This window comes from Derxia gummosa DSM 723 (assembly GCF_000482785.1).
Lineage (GTDB): Bacteria > Pseudomonadota > Gammaproteobacteria > Burkholderiales > Burkholderiaceae_E > Derxia > Derxia gummosa.
This window is the reverse complement of the sequence record NZ_AXWS01000008.1, coordinates 401,210-420,109: the sequence shown is the minus strand read 5'-3', so window position 1 is coordinate 420,109 and position 18,900 is coordinate 401,210. Positions and strand designations below refer to the sequence as shown.

Sequence of the window (18,900 nt, the reverse complement as noted above, 5' to 3'; positions counted from 1 at the left end):
CCCCCTCCGGCCGGCTGGGTTTGATCTGGATCAGGCGCGCCCGCCATACGGTCGCGCCGCTGGCACGGATGGCGCCGCTCAGGCCGGCACCGCCCGATCCCGCGCCCAGTCGCGCAGCGCCGCCACCGCCTCGGCCATCGTCACCGAGATGGGCCGGGTGCGGCGCAGCTCGGCAATCACCAGCTCGCCGCTCACCGGCAGCTTCGCGGCGCCGGCCTCGAAGCAGGCGCTGATGACGGCCTGCTCGATTTCCGCGCCCGAGAAGCCCTCGCAGGCCGCCGCCAGCGCCGCGAGGTCGAAGCCCGCCGCGTCCAGCCCGCGCCGCGCGAGGTGGATGCAGAACACCTCGACCCGCGCCGCCGCGTCGGGCAGATCGACGAAGAAGATCTCGTCGAAGCGCCCCTTGCGCAGCAGCTCCGGCGGCAGCGCGCGGATGTCGTTGGCGGTCGCGGCGATGAACACCGGCCGGTCGCGCTCGGCCATCCACGTCAGCAGCGCGCCGAGCACGCGCCGGCCGATGCCGCCGTCGGCCTCGCTGCCGCCCTGGGCCATGGCCTTCTCGATCTCGTCGATCCACAGCACGCAGGGCGCGAGCGCCTCGGCGGCGGCGAGCGCGGCGCGCAGCTTGCGTTCGGTCTCGCCGTGGAACTTGTCCTGCAGCGCGCCGATGTCGAGCCGCGCGAGCGGCAGCCGCCAGTCGGCCGCGATGGTGCGCGCCGCGAGGCTCTTGCCGCCGCCCTGCACGCCTAGCATCAGCACGCCGCGCGGCGTGGGCAGGCCCGGCGCCGCGCCCCGGAAGGCCGCCTCGCGCAGCGACAGCCAGCGCTTGAGGTTGGCCATGCCGGCCACCGCGAGCTTGCCGGCGTCGGGAAAGTCAACATCGAGCGCGGACTCGGCCAGCATCTCGCGCTTGATGCGGGTGACGCGGCGCAGGTCGTCGTCGTCGATGGCGCCGTCGGCGTGGATGCACAGGCGCAGCAGGCGGCGCACGTCCTCCTCGCACAGGCCGAGCATCTGCTGCATGAGGCGCTCGGCCGTCACGCGCTCGCCGGTCACGCGCAGGTGGCCGGGCGCGTTGGCGTAGGCGTCCAGCTCCTCGCGGAAGATTTCGCGCACGCGGGCGAGGTCGGGCAGCGGCAGCGTCTCGAACAGCGCATGGCGCGCGATCTCGGGCGGCAGGTCGATGCGCGGGCCGACGAGCACCAGCGTGCAATGCCGCGTGGCGTGGTCGAAGGCGATCTCGCGCAGCAGGCGCTGCACCGTCGGCGCGTCGAGGAAGGGATGGGTGTCGAACAGCAGATAGATGCCGCGCGGCCCCTCGCGGTCGATGAAGCGCAACGCGGCGTCGAGGTCGTCGGTATCGACGAAGCTGCGGCGCGCGGGCGCGGCCTGGGACGAAGGCATCGACACGCCGGGTTGCCAGCCGCCGCTGGCGTCGGCGCCCGTCGGCGGCCGGCCGGCGGTGTAGCGGAAGTTGGCGTGGCTCAGGCCGTCGGCGACGCTCCATTCGAAGCAGGCCTCGCCAAGTTCGTCGGCGAGCTGGCGCACGAGGGCGCGGGCGCGCGGTTCCTCGTGGGTTTCGAGGCAGATGAGGGGGTAGCGGGCGGCGAGGGTGTGGCGGAGGGTGGCGAGGGGCATGGGCGGGGCGGGAGTGGCGGCGGCGGTAAGGCGCAGGTTCGCATGTGCCGGCGGCGCGGCGCACTTCTGGCCGGCCCTCGCGGTGGAGACGGGTTTCTGGCAAACACCGTCCCGGACTTACGAAACGATGGAGGCGATATGCAGATCGGCATCCGCGACGCCCGCAATCGGCTGTCGCAACTCATCAAGGCTGCGCAGGCGGGCGCGGAGGTCGTGATTGCGAAGCGGGATCGGCCAGTTGCGCGACTGGTGGCGGTTGAGGTGCCGGAAATCGGGCGCGGCAGGCAATTGCTCGATTGGCTGGAGGCGCATCCGCTGCCCGCGCACCTTCGTGACCAGCACGAGCGGATCGAAGGCGGGATTCAGGCGGAACGGGCGGCGTGGGATTGATGGACGGCGTGCAGCGGCCACACGTCATCAGCCCGCGAGACTGCCTCGCACACGCGGTCAATCGGCCGCTGGCGTAGTCCAGTCCTCGACCGTCAGTCCGCCGAGCATGTGCTGGACTGGAACACACGGTCGCGGCTGACCAGCGTGGCGCCGATGGCGCTTGCACGCGCCGCAATCAACAGGCGATTTCTACTGAGAAATCTCGCTGTAGTTCCATCCCTGATTGCTGCTGTTGAACTTCCGGACAACCTCCAAGCAAATTCACAAACTTGCCACCACAAAGCAATCTGAATCGGCAGTCAAGCTTCATTCAGCACGACAAATATCCTTTGAAATAAGTCCGCCACAATTTTAGCCCTAATGCTTGCAAATAAAAGCTTACCCGCGCCCCGACGCAACACATCAAAATCTTCGTGACTTATAACTCTCTTAAACGCCTCCTGAAACTCTTCAGTCAATTCAAAGGGAGGAGATAAACGCTCGCGCCCACCACGGATTTCAAGGGCCAATTTCGTATCCGTATTAAAAGAAGATTCATCATCACCAGGATCAATTCCGCCCGGGATTACCTTGTGCACATACATCCAAGACATTTTCTTCCGCTTATCTGTTGACGGCATGCCATTTATGCGCGCCTCCCAGCACAAAAGCCAATCGCCAGCAACAACATCATCCTCTTCGGCAAAAGGCATTTGATCGCAAAAGAGATCATCAAATTGCTCTGGAGTGTATTCAACCATCTCTGGGCAATTGGCAGCTACAGCATCGTGCCTAATTATTGGCTCATCATCAACAATGCAATAAGAGACCGGCCTGACGGCCTCACACATAATTAGACTAGGATTAAACGCAGGACCACCATCTTTATCCGACGGATACAATCCATTAGATTTCGCCCTCTCAACAAGACGATGTAACTCTCTCAACCTCCCTCGCTTGCTTTCTGAAGTTGGATATCTCTCCCAAGCCATAGCCTTATAATGCTCGAATATTGCATCAGCCTCAATGAGCGCCGGAGACCCCTCCAATCGAACGCCCAACTCCTCCAGCCCGCCGCTACCGAATGCATTAAAGGAAAGATTTGGACTGCCGATTAACAACGATGACTCCCCCAAGTACAACTTTGAATGCAATTCATCCAAGAAATGCACATTTTCCATCCCCAATTCATCAAACAACTCCTCGATAGCCCTCGGATTTGAGCCAAACGTGGGCGAAACGATTATCTCCCTCAACGAATCTATAGAGATGAAATCCTGCCAATCCAAACCGACATACGCCACAGCAACTTTGACGGGCGATACACCTTTGATCGTCTCGCGCAGAGACTCGTCACTCGAAATTATTTGCACAACTCCTCCTTTGAGAAAAGTGAATTAAAATCACAACTCACAGTCAAATTAAACAACTCAAAACAAGAAATACCTCTGCGCCATCGGCAACACCTTCGCCGGTTCGCAATCCAGCAATTGCCCGTCCGCATGCACCTGATACGTCTCGGGATGCACGGTAATCACCGGCAGATAATCATTCAGCTTCATGTCCCGCTTGGTGAGTGACCGAATCCCGCGCACCGGCACCACCGTCTTGGCGAGGCCGTAGCGCTCGGCAATTCCCGCCTCGAATCCCGCCTGCGAAACAAAGGTCAGCGAGCATTTCGCCAGCGCGCCACCCGCCGCCGCGAATTGCGGCCGGTAATGCACGGGCTGGGGCGTGGGAATGGACGCATTCGGGTCGCCCATCGCAGCCATGGCGATCATTCCGCCCTTCATGACGATCGATGGCTTCACGCCGAAGAAGGCCGGCTTCCACAGCACGAGGTCGGCGAACTTGCCCACTTCCACGCTGCCCACCTCGTGCGCGATGCCGTGGGTGATGGCCGGGTTGATCGTGTACTTGGCGATGTAGCGCTTGACGCGCGCGTTGTCGTGGCGCGCGGTGTCGCCGGGCAGCGTGCCGCGCTGCACCTTCATCTTGTGCGCGGTCTGCCAGGTGCGGATCACCACCTCGCCCACGCGGCCCATGGCCTGGCTGTCCGAACTCAGCATCGAGAAGGCGCCAAGGTCGTGGAGGATGTCCTCGGCCGCGATCGTTTCCTTGCGAATGCGGCTTTCTGCAAATGCGATGTCCTCGGCGATGGCGGCGTCGAGGTGGTGGCAGACCATGAGCATGTCGAGATGCTCGTCGAGCGTGTTGACCGTGTAGGGCCGCGTCGGGTTGGTGGAGCTGGGCAGCACGTTCAGCTCGCCGGCCACCTTGATGATGTCGGGCGCATGGCCGCCGCCCGCGCCTTCGGTGTGGTACGTGTGGATCACACGGTTCCTGAACGCCTTGACGGTCGTCTCGACAAAGCCGGCTTCGTTGAGCGTGTCGGTGTGGATCGCGACCTGGGTGTCGGTCTTGTCGGCGACGCTCAGGCAGGCGTCGATCGCGGCGGGCGTGGTGCCCCAGTCTTCATGCAGCTTGAGGCCGATGGCGCCGGCTTCGATCTGCTCGGCCAGCGGCGCTTCGAGCGAGGCGTTGCCCTTGCCAAGCAGGCCGATGTTCATCGGATAGGCGTCGGCGGCCTGGAGCATGCGTTCGAGGTTCCAGGGGCCGGGCGTGACGGTGGTGGCGAAGGTGCCCGTGGCCGGGCCGGTGCCGCCGCCGATCATCGTGGTGACGCCCGAGGTGAGCGCCTCTTCGATCTGCTGCGGGCAGATGAAGTGGATGTGGGTGTCGATGCCGCCGGCGGTCACGATCATCCCTTCGCCCGCGATCACCTCCGTGGCCGCGCCGATGATGATCGTCACGCCCGGCTGGATGTCCGGGTTGCCGGCCTTGCCGATGGCGCTGATGCGCCCACCTTTGATGCCGATGTCGGCCTTGACGATGCCCCACCAGTCGATGATGAGCGCGTTGGTGATGACCACGTCGGCGCAGTCGGCCGACATGCGCTGGCTCTGGCCCATGCCGTCGCGGATGACCTTGCCGCCGCCGAACTTCACTTCCTCGCCGTAGATGGTGTGGTCGTGCTCGACCTCGACGATCAGCTCGGTGTCGGCAAGGCGCAGGCGGTCGCCGGTGGTGGGGCCGAACATCTCGGCATAGGCCTGGCGGGAGATGCGCAGGGTCATTTTTCTTGGCTCCGTTGGGGGGCAGGCGCGGGGCGCCGGCGGGGATGTTCTAAATCTTGTTCAGGGGTAGAGCGCGACCACGGCGCGCACCCAGCCGCGGTCCATGACCGGGATGGCGACCATCGTGTCGAGCCCGGCGGTGACGGCGGCCACGCCCAGCGCCGAGCCCGAGGCCGAGAGCTGGTTGACGACCATCGGGATGCCGCAGCGCCAGGCGCGGCCGACGGTGCTGTCGCTGCGGCTCAGGTGGACGCCGTCGTACACGCGGTCGAGCCTGGGCACGTTGGCGCACCAGCCGTCGTGGAAGACGAGGGATTCATGCTCGGCATCGACGGTCCAGATCTCGACGCGGCGCGCGAGCGGCGTGGCCGGCGCCGACAGCAGCGCGACGATGCGCGGCTGGTCGCTGTCGATGCCGACGGGGATGGCGATGCCGACGTCGATGCCGCATTGCCTGGCCTGCGAGGCGCGCAGGAAGTCGGGCGAGCTGCCGAGGCCGGTCATCAGCTCGGGCAGGCCGCTCTGCCAGGCCTTGCCCGGCAGGCCGAAGCCACGCGCGAAGGTCTGGCCGCGCGAGGCGTCGCCGAAGGGCTGGGTGCGGCCGTAATGGCCGTCGAGCAGGCCGAGGTAGTTGGGCTCGTCGGGCGTCGCGCCCCACAGCTCGAAGGCGCCGACCGCCTTGGCCGCATCGCTGCACAGGAAAACGATGACGCCCGTGAGGAACTCGCCCGCGCGCACCGGGATGGCGAAGCCGCAGGTGAGGCCAAGGCGCGCGGCGATGTCGCTGCGCTTGAAGACGGCCGGATTCAGGTCGTGCAGCAGCACGGGTTCACCGGCTTCCCAGGCGCGGCCGGGCAGGCCCTCGCCCCAGCTCCAGAGGAGCGTGCGGCTGAGGTCGGCGAGTTCGGTGAAGTCGCCGTAATGGCCGGAGTGCAGCACGAGGTAGTCGCGGCTCGCGTGCGGCACCCAGACTTCGCAGACCTGGATGAAGGGCGTCATGGCTGGCCTTGTGTTGCGGTTGGCTGGCTGCGTTGAGGCGTCGGGCGCGTGGCGCGTCGTCAGGGCGTGGCGTCGAGCTTGCCCATGACGCGGCCCTGGAAGCCGTACACGACGCGGTCGCCGGCAAGCTTGACCAGCTCGACCGTGCGTTCCTGGCCCGGCTCGAAGCGCACGGCGGTGCCGGCGGCGATGTTGAGCCGGAAGCCGCGCGCCACATCGCGGTCGAAGGCGAGCGCGTCGTTGGTCTCGGCAAAGTGGAAGTGCGAGCCGACCTGGATCGGGCGGTCGCCGGTGTTGGCGACGACGAGGGTGACGGTGTCGCGGCCGACGTTGAGTTCGAGTTCGCCGTCGGCGGGGAGAAGCTGGCCGGGGATCATCTGCGCGCCTCGTTCAGGGGATCGGATGGTGGACGGTGACGAGCTTGGTGCCGTCCGGAAAGGTGGCCTCGACCTGGATGTCGGGAATCATCTCGGGCACGCCGTCCATGACGTCGTCGCGCGTGAGCAGCGTGGTGCCGTGGCTCATGAGCTGGGCGACGGTCATGCCGTCGCGCGCGCCTTCCATGATCGCGGCGGTGATGAAGGCAACCGACTCGGGATAGTTGAGCTTGAGGCCGCGGGCCTTGCGGCGCTCGGCGAGCAGCGCGGCGGTGAAGATGAGGAGCTTGTCCTTCTCGCGGGGCGTGAGTTCCATGGTTCCTGCGCCGGCGCGGTGCCGGCGGTGTGGGTTGGCGCTTGCGCGCGCGGTGGGATGCGGCCGGCGCGCGACGCCTTTCGGCGGCGGTCCGGCGGGTGGTGCTGGCTAGCGAGCGTCGTGCCAGCGGGTTGATCGGTGCAAGGAGGTTATTCCCGGTGCGATGCAGCACGAAAGCCGGCGCGGCGGAATGACGCGGCGGCGCGTCGCTGGCGCGATGCCGGCGCGCGGCAGCGCCCGGCACGCGGGGCCGCGCCGGTTTACGCCGCAGGCCGCTGCCCGAGCCGGCGCCGCGCCGTCATGTGCGCCTCGATCACCTCGGCGAGCTGGGCGGCGGCGGTGCGGATCACCTCGACCGGCACCGCCGCGAAGCCGAGGTTCAGCCCCGGCACGGCGCGCGACGGATCGTCGTAGTAGATCGACAACGGCCGGGTGACGATGCGGCGTTGCAGCGCCTCGGCCGCGAGCTGCACATCATCGGCCGGGCCGTTGAGCGTGTAGAGCGATTGCAGCCCGGCCTGCGTGAGCGGGCTGTGCACCAGCCCGCCGAGGCGCGAGTCGAGCACCTCGTGCAGCGCGTCGCGGCGCTCCTGGTAGATGGCGCGCATGCGGCGGATGTGGGCGGTGAAATGCCCCGCGTCGATGAACTCGGCCAGCGCCGCCTGCTCGGCCAGCCGGCCCTCGCGGTAGAGCTCGGCATTGCCGAGCGTGAAGGCCTCGACCAGATCCTCGGGCACGACCATGTACGACATGCGCATGCCCGGGAACAGCACCTTGCTGAAGGTGCCGAGGTAGATGACGCGCCGCGACTGCGACAGCCCGAACAGCGAGGCGACCGGATGGTCGTGGTAGCGCAGCTCGTTGTCGTAGTCGTCCTCGACGATCCAGGCGCCGCAGCTCTCGGCGCGCTCCAGCAATTGCAGCCGGCGGTCGAGCGACAGCACGGTGCCGGTCGGGTACTGGCTCGACGGCGTGACCATCACGAGGCGCGGCGGCGTGGCGCTCCAGTGCTCGTCGGTGGGCGCGATGCCGCGCTCGTCGAGCGGGATCGGCTCGACGTTGAGGCCCGCCGCCCGCAGCACGTTGCGCGCGCCCCAGTAGCCGGGGTCTTCCAGCCAGGCGCGGTCGCCGTGGTCGCAAAGCATGCGGGCGCAAAGGTCGAAGGCCTGATGGCTGCCGTTGATGATGACGATCTGGCGCGGGCTGCATTGCATCATCCGCGTGACGTTCAGGTACTCGGCCAGCGCCACCTTGAGCGGCCCGTAGCCGCCGTGGCCGTACTGCATGAGCGAGGAGTGCTCGACACCGTGGTAGCGCGCGATCAACCGGTTCCACAGCTTGAACGGGAAGTGCTCCACGTCGGGCACGCCGGGCATGAAGGCGCCGCTCTGGATGCGGCTGCTGGAGGCATTGACGCTGATGAGCATGCCGCGCTTGCTGATGCCCTCGCGCCGCGTGCCGATCAGCCGCTTGGGCGGCGCGGCCTTGTCGGTGCGCACCGCGCCCGACACGAAGGTGCCGGTGCCGCTCTGCCCCACCAGATAGCCCTCGGCCAGCAGCTGGTCGTAGGCCCAGAGCACGGTGTTGCGGCCGAGGCCGAGTTCGCCCGCGAGGCTGCGCGTGCCGGGCAGGCATTCGCCAGCCGTGAGTTCGCGTTCGAGGATGGCCTGACGGATGGCGAGATAGAGGCGCACGCGCAGCATTCCGCCCTCGGGCTGCTGCTCGAAACGGCGCTGGATGATTTCGACGACGAGGCGCTGGTCCATTTGCTTGAGGATCGAAGGAACCGGTTGTGGGGGCAGCGGGGGACCGGTTCCCTGAAATGCGGGTTTGCTGGTTCTGCCGAGGGACACCTTAAACCCTAAACTCCGCCGCCATCAATTCACCGCATTGCCACGGCCTTGTGATTGCAAGGCCTTGCAGAGGAGCCAACGATGACCGCAGCAGCCCCGCACGTCACCTTCCGCAAGGTCCGCAAGACCTATGACGGCGAGCACCTCATCGTGCGCGACCTCGATCTCGACATCGAGCGCGGCGAGTTCCTCACGCTGCTCGGGCCGTCGGGGTCGGGCAAGACCACCTGCCTGATGATGCTGGCCGGCTTCGAGACACCCACCGCCGGCGAGATCAGGCTCGGCGGCAAGGTCATCAACAAGCTGCCGCCCTGGCGCCGCAACATCGGCGTGGTGTTCCAGAACTACGCGCTGTTTCCGCACATGACGGTGCGCGAGAACATCCGTTTCCCGCTCGCGGTGCGCAAGCTGCCCGCGCACGAGATCGACCAGAAGGTGAAGCAGGCGCTGGCGATGGTGAAGCTCGATGCCTTCGGCGAGCGCTATCCGCAGCAGCTCTCGGGCGGGCAGCAGCAGCGCATCGCGCTGGCACGCGCCCTCGTGTTCTCGCCCGAACTCGTGCTGATGGACGAACCGCTCGGCGCGCTCGACAAGCAGCTGCGCGAGCACATGCAGATGGAGATCAAGCATCTGCATGACTCGCTCGGCATCACCTTCGTGTTCGTCACGCACGACCAGAGCGAGGCGCTGACGATGTCGGACCGCATCGCGGTGTTCGACAAGGGCCGCATCCAGCAGCTCGACCGCGCCGACGCGCTGTACGAGCGGCCTGCAAACGCTTTCGTGGCCGGCTTCATCGGCGAGAGCAATGCGCTCGCGGCGACGGTCGAGCAGCACCACGGCGCCGAATGCAGCCTGCGTCTGGCCGACGGCAGCCTGCTGCGCGCGAGCGTCGGCGACCTCGGCGCGGAGAACACCGCCACGGTGTCGATCCGCCCCGAGCGCGTGCTGATCGACCAGGCCGCCGAGGCGGCGCCCAACCGCTTCACCGCGACGGTGAAGGAGCTGGTGTACCTGGGCGACCACCTGCGCCTGCGGCTCGACCTCGCGGGCAACGGCAACTTCATGGTGAAGCTGCCGGCCGGCGCGCTCGACCGCCAGGTGCTGCCCGAACAGACCATCGCCGTGGGCATCCGCCCCGAGCACGCCCGCGCCTTCGCCGAGACGCGCGCCGCCTGAAGCCGCACCGCCGCCCGGCGCCGCGCGGCGGCCTCGGGCACGGCGGCCCAACGCCAACCGATTTCCCTTGCCCGGCCCTCGACGGCCGAACCCGGGCGCGCTTTCGCAGGACCGCGCCCTTCTCTCCCGACCCAGAGAAACACCATGAACCGCAAGCTCGCACTCGCCCTGGCCGCCGTCCTCGCCAGCACCGCCGCCCAAGCCGCCGACCTGTCGGTCATCTCCTTCGGCGGCACCAACCAGAAGGCCCAGGAAAAGGCCTACTACCTGCCGTTCCAGAAGGCCACGGGCAACAGGATCGTCGCCGGCGAATACAACGGCGAACAGGCCAAGATCAAGGCCATGGTCGAGGCCGGCAAGGTGAGCTGGGACGTGGTGGAAGTCGAATCGCCCGAGCTGGTGCGCGGCTGCGAGGAAGGCCTGTACGAGAAGCTCGACTACAGCAAGATCGCCCCCAAGGCCGACTTCGTGCCCGGCACCGCGACCGAATGCGGCCTCGGCTTCTTCGTGTGGTCGACCGCGATGGCCTACAACGCCGACAAGGTCGGCGCCAAGGCGCCCGCGAGCTGGGTCGATTTCTGGGACACCAAGACCTGGCCCGGCAAGCGCGGCCTGCGCAAGGGCGCCAAGTTCACGCTCGAAATCGCGCTCATGGCCGACGGCGTGCCGCCCGAGCAGGTGTACGCCCAGCTCGCCACCAAGGCCGGCGTCGATCGCGCGTTCAAGAAGCTCGACCAGCTCAAGGCCAACATCCAGTGGTGGGAAGCCGGCGCCCAGCCGCCGCAGATGCTCGCCTCGGGCGACGTGACGATGGCCGCCGCGTTCAACGGCCGCATCGCCAGCGCGCAGAAGGAAGGCCGCAACCTCAAGATCGTCTGGGCCGGCAACATCTATGACGTCGATGCCTGGGCCATCCCGAAGGGCACCGCCAACCGCGACCTCGCCTACAGCTTCATCAAGTTCGTCGCGCAACCCGAGAACCAGCGCGTGTACTCGGGCGAGATCCCCTACGGCCCGACGCACGTCAAGACCGTCGCCGGTATCGACGCCAAGGTCGCCGCCGAGCTGCCCACCGCCCCGGCCAACCTCAAGGGCGCGCTCCAGAGCAACACCCGCTTCTGGGTCGATCACGGCGAAGAGCTGGAACAGCGCTTCAACAGCTGGGCCGCGCGCTGAGCGCCTGAGCCTGTCCATCATCTGAGGTCGCGATGTCGCAACTGATCGAGGAACTGCCGATGCAAGCTGCCGAGCAGCCCCCCGCCGACGCCACGCCGCTCAAGCGCCAGCTGCGGCTTGCCGAGCGGCGCAAGAAGCTCACGTCGATGGCGCTGGTGTTGCCGGTGGCGGTGCTGCTGTTCGTGGCCTTCCTGTGGCCGATCGGCGCCCTGCTCAAGCGCGGCATCGACAACCGCGAGGTGATGGACGGACTGCCGCTCACCACGAGCGCGCTCAAGGGCTGGAAGGCCGACGCCGGCACGCCGGGCGAGCCGGTGTTCGACGCCCTCGCCGCCGACCTCGATGCCGGTCGCGGCACGCCGAAGCTCGCGGCCGCCGCCAAGCGGCTGAACGTCGAGCAGTCGGGCCTGCGCTCGCTGGTCATGAAGACGGCGAGCGGCCTGCAAGCCCCCGCCGAACCGGCCGACACCGCACCCGCCGGCGATGGCGCGGCCGGCGCTGCAAGCGCTGTCACGCCCGACGCCGCCCGACCCGCCGCGCGCGACCGCATCCTCGCAATCGACGAGCGCTGGGGTCAGTCCGAGGTGTGGCAGGCGATCGCGAGCAATGCCTCGCCCTACACGCCGCGCTATCTGCTCGCCGCGCTCGACCGCGAGCAGGCCGCCGACGGCAGCCTCCAGCGGGTCGAGTCCGACCAGGCGGTGTTCGTGGACGTGTTCGCGCGCACCTTCTGGATGAGCGGCATCGTCACGCTGGTCTGCCTGCTGCTGGGCTTTCCGCTCGCCTATGTGCTGGCGACGCTGCCGGCGCGCATCAGCAACGTGCTGATGATCTTCGTGCTGCTGCCGTTCTGGACTTCGGTGCTGGTGCGCGTGGCCGCGTGGATCGTGCTGCTGCAGGGCGGCGGCCTCGTGAACCAGGCGCTCATGCTGAGCGGCGTCATCAGCGAGCCGCTGCAACTGGTGTTCAACCGCACCGGCGTCTACATCGCGATGATCCACATCCTGCTGCCCTTCATGGTGCTGCCGCTGTACTCGGTCATGAAGGGCATCCCGCCGGTGTACATGCGCGCCGCGCTGTCGATGGGCTGCAAGCCGTTCGCGGCCTTCTGGAAGGTGTACGCGCCGCAATGCATGCCGGGCGTGCTCGCGGGTGGGCTGCTCACCTTCATCCTCGGCATGGGCTACTACATCACGCCGGCGCTGCTCGGCAGCCCGGGCGAGCAGATGGTCAGCTACTTCATCGCCTTCTTCACCAACGAGACGCTCAACTGGAGCATGGCCGCCGCGCTGTCGAGCGTGCTGCTCGCCGCCACGCTGGTGCTCTACGTGTTCTACGCCCGCTTCAACCGTCCGCGCCAGCAGCGCGGCGCCCGCTGAGGTCAGCCATGGCAAGCCACACCCTGCCCGATTACGCGACGCCCGTGCAAAGGCTTTCACACTGGGCGCTGCTCGCCCTGGCCGGCGTGCTGCTCGTGTTCCTGATGCTGCCGATCCTGGTGATCGTGCCGCTGTCGTTCAACGCCGATTCCATCCTCATGTACCCGATGACCGGCTTCTCGCTGCGCTGGTACGAGGAGCTGGCGCAATCGGCGCCGTGGCGGCAGGCGCTGATGAACACCGCCATCGTCACGCCGGCCTCGACGCTGCTGGCGGTCGCGCTCGGCACGCTCGCGGCGGTGGGCCTGTCGCGCGGCGAGTTCGCGGGCAAGGCACTGCTCACGGCCATCCTGGTGTCGCCGATGGTGGTGCCGGCCGTCATCGTGGGCGTGGCGGTGTACCTGCTGTTCGCGCCGCTCGGGCTGGCGGGCAGCTACACCGGTCTCATCCTGGCGCACGCGGTGCTCGGCGTGCCCTTCGTCATCATCACGGTCACGGCCACGCTGCAAGGCTTCGACCACAACCTCATGCGGGCTGCCAGCAGCCTGGGCGCTCCTCCGCTCACCGCCTTCTTCAAGGTGATGCTGCCGGTGGTCGCACCGGGTGTCGCTTCCGGCGCGCTGTTCGCGTTCGCCACTTCGCTCGATGAAGTGGTGGTCACGCTCTTCCTCGCGGCGCCGTCGCAGGCCACGCTGCCGCGCCAGATGTTCGCGGGCATCCGCGAGAACATCAGCCCGACCATCGCCGCCGTGGCCACGCTGCTCATCGTGCTGTCGGCCTCGGCGCTGGTGGTCGTCGAATACCTGCGCCGCCGCGCCGAGCGCATCCGCACCGCCAAGGTGGACTGATGCGCGCGCCACCCCTTTCCCACGGTCCGCCGGTCGCCCCTTCCGGAGCGCGCCGCCAGACCGGACACGGCCCGCCTCCGGAGTCGTGAGCCGGCCAGCGCCGCGCTGACCGACGGACCGAACCCGCTTCGCCGCAACGACGACCGCCTGCGCCGGGCCACCGCCTGACGCCGCCGGAGAGCGTGCCACCCGAAGCTCGGCCCGCCAGGCCATCACCCCCGTCCTGAACCGCCCCGAAGCGCGCCACGAACGCGCCCACGGGCATCGCCTTGCCGAAAGAAACGCATGCTCCAGCTGAAAGACTCCACGCTCTGGCGCCACCAGGCCGTCATCGGCGGTGCCTGGCTCGACGCCGACACCGGCCGCGCCACCGAGATCCTCGACCCCGCCACCGGCGCCTCGCTCGGCACCGTGCCCGAGATGGGCGAAGCCGAAACCCGCCGCGCCATCGCCGCCGCCGAAGTCGCGCAAAAGCAATGGCGCGCCCTCCCCGCCGCCAACCGCGGCCGCCTGCTGCGCCGCTGGTACGAGTTGATGCTCGAACACCAGGACGACCTCGCCGCCCTCATGACCGCCGAACAGGGTAAGCCGCTGGCCGAAGCCAAAGGCGAGATCGCCTACGCGGCGAGCTTTCTCGAATGGTTCGGCGAGGAGGCCAAGCGCCTGTACGGCGACGTCATCCCCAGCCCGGCCAATGACCGCCGCCTCGTCGTCGTGCGCGAGCCGGTCGGCGTCACCGCCGCGATCACGCCGTGGAACTTCCCGGCCGCGATGATCACGCGCAAGGCCGGCGCGGCGCTGGCGGCCGGCTGCTCGATGGTCATCAAACCCGCGCCGCAGACGCCGTTCTCGGCGCTCGCGCTGGTGGTGCTGGCCGAACGCGCCGGCATCCCGGCCGGCGTGCTCAACGTGGTGACGGGCGACGCCGTCGCCATCGGTGGCGAGCTGTGCCGCAATCCGGTCGTGCGCAAGCTGAGCTTCACCGGCTCGACGGGCGTGGGCATCAAGCTGATGGAGCAATGCGCGCCGACGCTCAAGAAGCTGTCGCTCGAACTCGGCGGCAACGCGCCCTTCATCGTGTTCGACGATGCGGACGTGGATGCGGCCGTCGCGGGCGCGATGGTCTCGAAGTACCGCAACGCGGGCCAGACCTGCGTCTGTGCCAACCGCCTGCTGGTGCAGGACGGCATCCATGACGCCTTCGTCGCGAAGCTCGCCGAGGCCGTCAGGACGCTCAAGGTCGGCGTCGGCACCGAGGCCGGCGTGAACCTCGGCCCGCTCATCAACGGCGCCGCCGTGGGCAAGGTCGAGCGCCATCTGGCCGACGCGCTCGCCAAGGGTGCAAGCGTTGTCACGGGCGGCAAGCCGCATGCGCTCGGCGGCAATTTCTTCGAGCCGACCATCGTGACCGGCGTGACCACCGCGATGGCCGTGGCGCGCGAGGAAACCTTCGGGCCGCTGGCGCCGGTGTTCCGCTTCACGACGGAAGACGAAGCCATCCGCATGGCCAACGACACCGAGTTCGGCCTCGCCGCCTACTTCTACACGCGCGACATCGGCCGCGTGTGGCGCGTGGGCGAGGCGCTGGAGTACGGGATGGTCGGCATCAACACCGGGCTCATCTCGAACGAGGTCGCGCCCTTCGGCGGCATCAAGGCCTCGGGCCTCGGCCGCGAAGGCTCGAAGTACGGCTGCGACGAATACACCGAGATCAAGTACCTCGCGATGGGCGGCATCTGAGCCGGCCCCGCACACCTCCTCACGAAGCACTGAAGGACAGCACCATGACCCAGCAGACCACCACCAACGCCGACCAGCTCGCGCGTCGCGCCGCCGCCCTGCCGCGCGGCGTGGGCCAGGCCCATCCCGTCGTCGCGCAGCGCGCGCTCAACGCCGAGGTGTGGGACGTCGAAGGCAAGCGCTACATCGACTTCGTCGCCGGCATCGCCGTCGTGAACACCGGCCACAACAATCCGCGCGTGCTCGCCGCCGTGCAGGAGCAGATGCAGCACTTCACGCACACCTGCTTCCAGGTGCTGGCGTATGACGGCTACATCACGCTGGCCGAGAAGCTGAACGCCCGCATGCCCGGCCCGGGCGCGAAGAAGAGCTTCTTCATGAACTCGGGCGCCGAGGCGGTGGAAAACGCCATCAAGGTGGCGCGCGCCGCGACCGGCCGGCCCGGGATCATCGCCTTCAACGGCGGCTTTCATGGCCGCACGATGTTCACGCTGGGCCTCACGGGCAAGGTCGATCCGTACAAGATCGGCTTCGGCCCGTTCTCGGCCGACGTGTATCACGCGCCCTTCCCCAACCCGCTGCACGGCCTGAGCGCCGAAGACGCGCTCAAGGGCGTCGAAGCGCTGTTCAAGTTCGACATCGAGGCGAGCCGCGTGGCCGCCTTCATCATCGAGCCGGTGCAGGGCGAAGGCGGCTATCTGCCGGCCCCCGCGCCCTTCCTGCGCGGCCTGCGCGAGATCGCCGACCGCCACGGCATCCTGATCATTGCCGATGAAATCCAGTCGGGCGTCTGCCGCACCGGCAAGTTCTACGGCATCGAGCATTCGGGTGTCGCGCCCGACATCATCACGATGGCCAAGGGCCTGGGCGGTGGCTTCCCGATCGCGGCCGTGGTCGGCCGTGCCGAGGTGATGGACGCCGCCGCGCCCGGCGGCCTGGGCGGCACCTACGGCGGCAATCCGCTGTCCTGCGCGGCCGCGCTCGCCGTGCTCGACATCGTCGAAGACGAGCAGCTCAACGAGAAGGTGCAGGCCACCGGCCGCACGATGCTCGCGAAGCTCGACGAGATCGCCGCTGCCCATCCCGATCGCGTGGCCGAAGTGCGCGGCCTCGGCGCGATGCTCGCGATCGAGTTCGGCACCCGCGATGCCGACGGCCACTGGACGCCCGACGGCGCGCTGGTGAAGGCGATCGTCGCCGAAGCCCGCGCGCGCGGCCTGCTCATCCTGAGCTGTGGCCCCTACGGCAACGTCATCCGCCTGATGCCGCCGCTCACCGTCGGCGAGGCCGTGCTGGCCGAAGGGCTGGACCTGCTCGCCGCGTCGGTGGACGCCGCGATCGCGGCCGCCTGAGCCGACTGAGCGCCAGCCGCCACCAGACGATGGCGGCGCGCTGATCGGCGTCGGGCCGATCGGCGCCGCCGGCTGCCCCGACCGCATCCGCATCAACCGGCGCCGCGCGCGCCGGACTCCCGCTCCCTGCCCCCGCATGCGTCGCGACGCGATGCAGGGGAGCGGCTTGCCCGCGCCGACGCGCAGCCCCCGCTTTTCGGCTGTGCGCAGCCGGCTTTTCGCCGGCGCGGTCCGTCTTCCAAACCCGCAACACGCATTCACCACAAGCCCCGCAGGAGACCGTCATGAACCACGCATTCCGTCCGCTGATCGCCGCGCTTGCCGGCGCCGGCCTGCTCGCCGCCGCGCCCGTCCACGCCGGTGAGGTCGATGACCTCAAGGCCGCGCTGCAGAAGCTCCAGGCCCGCCTCGACCAGCTCGAAGCGAAGCAGGCCGCCGACGCCGGCAAGGCCGCAGCCGCCACCCCGGTCGCCCAGCCCGCGCCGGCCGCCGCGCCCGCCGCCGAGGTCATCACCGCCGGCAGCATGCCCGGCTCGATCCGCCTGCCCGGCGGCACGTCGCTGAAGATTTCCGGCTATGCCCAGCTCGACGCCGCCTACGACCTGCGCGGCAACCAGGGCCGGGGCATCAGCCTGGCCGACGCGCCGCTCGACGGCAGCGCCGACGCGAAGCGCCGTGGCACGACCACCTTCAGCGCGCGCACCTCACGCATCAACTTCCAGACCGCCACGCCGAGCGAACTCGGCGACGTGAAGACGCGCGTGGAATTCGACTTCTACACGGCCGAGGGCAGCGAGACCTACACCAACGGCGCCCGCCCGCGCCTGCGCCACGCCTACGGCACGGTCGGCCACTGGCTCGCCGGCCAGACCTGGTCCACCTTCATGGACGTGGACGCCCTGCCCGACACGCTCGAATTCTTCGGCCCGACCGGTCAGGTCTTCATCCGCCAGCCGCAGATCCGCTACAGCACCGGACTCGGCGCCGGCACGCTCGACGTCGCGCTCGAGAACCCGCAGAGCGATTCGCGCGACGTGGGCGGCAACGTGACCGCCGTCGATCGCGGCCCCGACATCGCCGCGCGCTGGACCACCGAAGGCGACTTCGGCCACGCCTCGCTGCGCGCCCTCGTGCGCCCGCTGCGCGCCGACGACGGCTCGGGCGACAACACCGCCAGCCGTACCGGCTGGGGCCTGGGCGCCGGCGGCAGCCTGAAGCTCGGCGCGAACGACACGCTGTACGCCACCCTCCAGGGCGGCCAGGGCATCGGCCGCTACATCCAGGACGCGAACTCGGCCGCCGCCTACAACGCCGGCAACCGCACCCTGTCGGCCCAGACCTCGATCGGCGGCTATGTGTCGCTCACCCACCTGTGGGCCAGCGACTGGCGCTCGTCGCTCACCTACGGCCAGGTGAAGAACCGCAACGACGCGGGCTACGGCGACATCTCCAAGCTCAACGCCGGCACGCGCGAAGCCTTCGCCAACGTCATCTGGACGCCGGTGAAGAACATCGACCTCGGCGCCGAGTACATCTGGGGCCAGCGCAAGACCGAGGACGGCAGCAAGGGCAACGTGAGCCGCATCCAGACCTCGGCCAAGTTCAGCTTCTGATGACGGTGTGGCGGCGGCTGCGGGAAGTGGTCAGCGGCTGGGAACTTGCTTGCCCGGCACAATCCCCGTCTCCTGCCGCTGCCGGCGCACCGCGCCGGTGCCCGGCATTGCCACCCGCCACCCGCGATGTTCGACACCCGTCTCACCCAGCTCGCCCCCAGCGCCGCCAACCATGCCCACGGCTATCACCAGCTCGTGATGGCCGTGGACGGGCGCGCCGAGTTCGAGGTGAACGGGCGCGGCGGCGAAGTCTGCCGCGTGCGTGCCTGCCTGGTGCCCGGCGATGCCGAGCACCAGTTCGCGGGCGTGGGCAGCAACCGGATGCTCATCATCGACCTCGACGGCAAGGACGCCCGTCCCGAGGACGAGGCACTGCTCGACCAGCTCTTCAGCGCGCCGCGCTATCCGGCGCTCGACCCCGATTTCCAGCGCCTGCTGATGCAGGCCGGTGCCGAACTCCACCGGCACGGCGACGACCCCTGGCTCGCGCGTGGCCTCGGTCATGTGCTGCTGCGCGCGCTGCATCTGCGCATGCGCGACGGCCGGCCCGCGCCGGCACGTCAGCTCGATCTCGGCCGCATCGATGCCTACATCGAGCAACATCTCGACCGCGGCATCGCCGTGGCCGAACTCGCGGGCGTGGCCTGCCTGAGCCTCAGCCACTTCCACGCCCAGTTCAAGGACAGCGCCGGCATGACGCCGCACCAGTACGTGCTGCGCCATCGCCTCGACCGCGCCGCCCGCCTGCTGCGCGACAGCGACCTGCCGCTCGTGCGAATCGCCGAGGACTGCGGCTTCTCCAGCCAGAGCGCGCTCACCACCGCGATGCGCCAGCAGCTCGGCCTCACGCCGCGCCGCCTGCGCCAGGCACGCGGCGAGTGAAGCACCTGCCCCCGGTCCGGATGCCGGCACCTTGCGCCGCCA

At 68.5% G+C, this 18,900-nt stretch carries 16 protein-coding genes; 9 read left to right on the top strand and 7 right to left on the bottom strand.

From position 1 onward, the window contains the following. Positions 1-78 precede the first annotated feature (78 nt). Positions 79-1,638: an AAA family ATPase gene (locus H566_RS0108185; protein ID WP_028311061.1), complete on the bottom strand. Its 1,560-nt coding sequence runs from the start codon at positions 1,636-1,638 to the stop codon at positions 79-81. A 138-nt stretch (positions 1,639-1,776) separates the two neighbouring features. On the opposite strand from H566_RS0108185, the gene H566_RS28185 reads away from it, so the two are divergent. Beyond that, positions 1,777-2,028, top strand: coding sequence for a type II toxin-antitoxin system Phd/YefM family antitoxin (locus tag H566_RS28185; RefSeq protein WP_028311060.1), 252 nt, complete (start codon positions 1,777-1,779; stop codon positions 2,026-2,028). Between the two features lie 299 nt (positions 2,029-2,327). Here the strand turns inward: H566_RS28185 and H566_RS28880 are convergent, their stop codons facing one another. The 6 genes from H566_RS28880 to pdxR form a co-directional block, all read right to left on the bottom strand. Continuing rightward, positions 2,328-3,380: a phospholipase D family protein gene (locus H566_RS28880; protein ID WP_156924337.1), complete on the bottom strand. Its 1,053-nt coding sequence runs from the start codon at positions 3,378-3,380 to the stop codon at positions 2,328-2,330. Positions 3,381-3,437: 57 nt separating this feature from the next. Continuing rightward, a complete protein-coding gene (gene ureC / locus H566_RS0108175) occupies positions 3,438-5,144 on the bottom strand; it encodes an urease subunit alpha (RefSeq protein WP_028311059.1) in 1,707 nt (568 codons plus the stop codon). Positions 5,145-5,204: 60 nt separating this feature from the next. Next, positions 5,205-6,143 (bottom strand): GAF domain-containing protein, encoded by a 939-nt coding sequence (locus H566_RS0108170; RefSeq protein ID WP_028311058.1) that lies wholly within the window; start codon positions 6,141-6,143, stop codon positions 5,205-5,207. 59 nt (positions 6,144-6,202) lie between these two features. Continuing rightward, positions 6,203-6,520, bottom strand: a complete 318-nt coding sequence (locus tag H566_RS0108165; protein WP_028311057.1) for an urease subunit beta — start codon at positions 6,518-6,520, stop codon at positions 6,203-6,205. Between the two features lie 13 nt (positions 6,521-6,533). Continuing rightward, positions 6,534-6,836 carry an urease subunit gamma gene (locus tag H566_RS0108160; RefSeq protein ID WP_028311056.1) on the bottom strand — a complete coding sequence of 101 codons (303 nt, stop codon included), beginning with the start codon at positions 6,834-6,836 and terminating at the stop codon, positions 6,534-6,536. Between the two features lie 260 nt (positions 6,837-7,096). Beyond that, the gene (gene pdxR / locus H566_RS0108155; RefSeq protein WP_028311055.1) at positions 7,097-8,602 is read right to left on the bottom strand and encodes a MocR-like pyridoxine biosynthesis transcription factor PdxR; all 1,506 of its coding nucleotides are present in this window, start codon (positions 8,600-8,602) and stop codon (positions 7,097-7,099) included. Between the two features lie 168 nt (positions 8,603-8,770). On the opposite strand from pdxR, the gene H566_RS0108150 reads away from it, so the two are divergent. The 8 genes from H566_RS0108150 to H566_RS0108115 all read left to right on the top strand — a co-directional run bounded on the left by H566_RS0108150 (position 8,771) and on the right by H566_RS0108115 (position 18,858). Next, positions 8,771-9,868 carry an ABC transporter ATP-binding protein gene (locus tag H566_RS0108150; protein WP_028311054.1) on the top strand — a complete coding sequence of 366 codons (1,098 nt, stop codon included), beginning with the start codon at positions 8,771-8,773 and terminating at the stop codon, positions 9,866-9,868. 144 nt (positions 9,869-10,012) lie between these two features. Beyond that, the gene (locus H566_RS0108145) at positions 10,013-11,044 is read left to right on the top strand and encodes an ABC transporter substrate-binding protein (protein WP_028311053.1); all 1,032 of its coding nucleotides are present in this window, start codon (positions 10,013-10,015) and stop codon (positions 11,042-11,044) included. A 59-nt stretch (positions 11,045-11,103) separates the two neighbouring features. After that, entirely contained in the window at positions 11,104-12,423 is a 1,320-nt protein-coding gene (locus H566_RS23755; RefSeq protein ID WP_051378591.1) for an ABC transporter permease, read from the top strand. 8 nt (positions 12,424-12,431) lie between these two features. Continuing rightward, positions 12,432-13,271, top strand: coding sequence for an ABC transporter permease (locus tag H566_RS0108135; RefSeq protein ID WP_028311052.1), 840 nt, complete (start codon positions 12,432-12,434; stop codon positions 13,269-13,271). 285 nt (positions 13,272-13,556) lie between these two features. Beyond that, entirely contained in the window at positions 13,557-15,011 is a 1,455-nt protein-coding gene (locus tag H566_RS0108130; protein ID WP_028311051.1) for an NAD-dependent succinate-semialdehyde dehydrogenase, read from the top strand. Between the two features lie 44 nt (positions 15,012-15,055). Then, positions 15,056-16,363: a 4-aminobutyrate--2-oxoglutarate transaminase gene (gene gabT, locus H566_RS0108125; RefSeq protein ID WP_028311050.1), complete on the top strand. Its 1,308-nt coding sequence runs from the start codon at positions 15,056-15,058 to the stop codon at positions 16,361-16,363. Between the two features lie 284 nt (positions 16,364-16,647). Further along, positions 16,648-17,976, top strand: a complete 1,329-nt coding sequence (locus tag H566_RS0108120) for a DcaP family trimeric outer membrane transporter (protein ID WP_028311049.1) — start codon at positions 16,648-16,650, stop codon at positions 17,974-17,976. A 126-nt stretch (positions 17,977-18,102) separates the two neighbouring features. Further along, positions 18,103-18,858, top strand: coding sequence for a helix-turn-helix domain-containing protein (locus H566_RS0108115; RefSeq protein ID WP_028311048.1), 756 nt, complete (start codon positions 18,103-18,105; stop codon positions 18,856-18,858). The last annotated feature ends 42 nt before the right edge of the window (positions 18,859-18,900 follow it).

Coding starts and splice junctions, on each gene's coding strand:
- pdxR (WP_028311055.1), bottom strand. CDS start 8,602: ATGGACCAGCGCCTCGTCGTCGAAATCATCCAGCGCCGTTTCGAGCAG.
- H566_RS0108115 (WP_028311048.1), top strand. CDS start 18,103: ATGTTCGACACCCGTCTCACCCAGCTCGCCCCCAGCGCCGCCAACCAT.
- ureC (WP_028311059.1), bottom strand. CDS start 5,144: ATGACCCTGCGCATCTCCCGCCAGGCCTATGCCGAGATGTTCGGCCCC.
- H566_RS28185 (WP_028311060.1), top strand. CDS start 1,777: ATGCAGATCGGCATCCGCGACGCCCGCAATCGGCTGTCGCAACTCATC.
- H566_RS0108135 (WP_028311052.1), top strand. CDS start 12,432: ATGGCAAGCCACACCCTGCCCGATTACGCGACGCCCGTGCAAAGGCTT.
- H566_RS0108120 (WP_028311049.1), top strand. CDS start 16,648: ATGAACCACGCATTCCGTCCGCTGATCGCCGCGCTTGCCGGCGCCGGC.
- H566_RS0108130 (WP_028311051.1), top strand. CDS start 13,557: ATGCTCCAGCTGAAAGACTCCACGCTCTGGCGCCACCAGGCCGTCATC.
- H566_RS0108165 (WP_028311057.1), bottom strand. CDS start 6,520: ATGATCCCCGGCCAGCTTCTCCCCGCCGACGGCGAACTCGAACTCAAC.
- H566_RS0108160 (WP_028311056.1), bottom strand. CDS start 6,836: ATGGAACTCACGCCCCGCGAGAAGGACAAGCTCCTCATCTTCACCGCC.
- H566_RS0108185 (WP_028311061.1), bottom strand. CDS start 1,638: ATGCCCCTCGCCACCCTCCGCCACACCCTCGCCGCCCGCTACCCCCTC.
- H566_RS0108170 (WP_028311058.1), bottom strand. CDS start 6,143: ATGACGCCCTTCATCCAGGTCTGCGAAGTCTGGGTGCCGCACGCGAGC.
- H566_RS0108150 (WP_028311054.1), top strand. CDS start 8,771: ATGACCGCAGCAGCCCCGCACGTCACCTTCCGCAAGGTCCGCAAGACC.
- gabT (WP_028311050.1), top strand. CDS start 15,056: ATGACCCAGCAGACCACCACCAACGCCGACCAGCTCGCGCGTCGCGCC.
- H566_RS0108145 (WP_028311053.1), top strand. CDS start 10,013: ATGAACCGCAAGCTCGCACTCGCCCTGGCCGCCGTCCTCGCCAGCACC.
- H566_RS23755 (WP_051378591.1), top strand. CDS start 11,104: ATGCAAGCTGCCGAGCAGCCCCCCGCCGACGCCACGCCGCTCAAGCGC.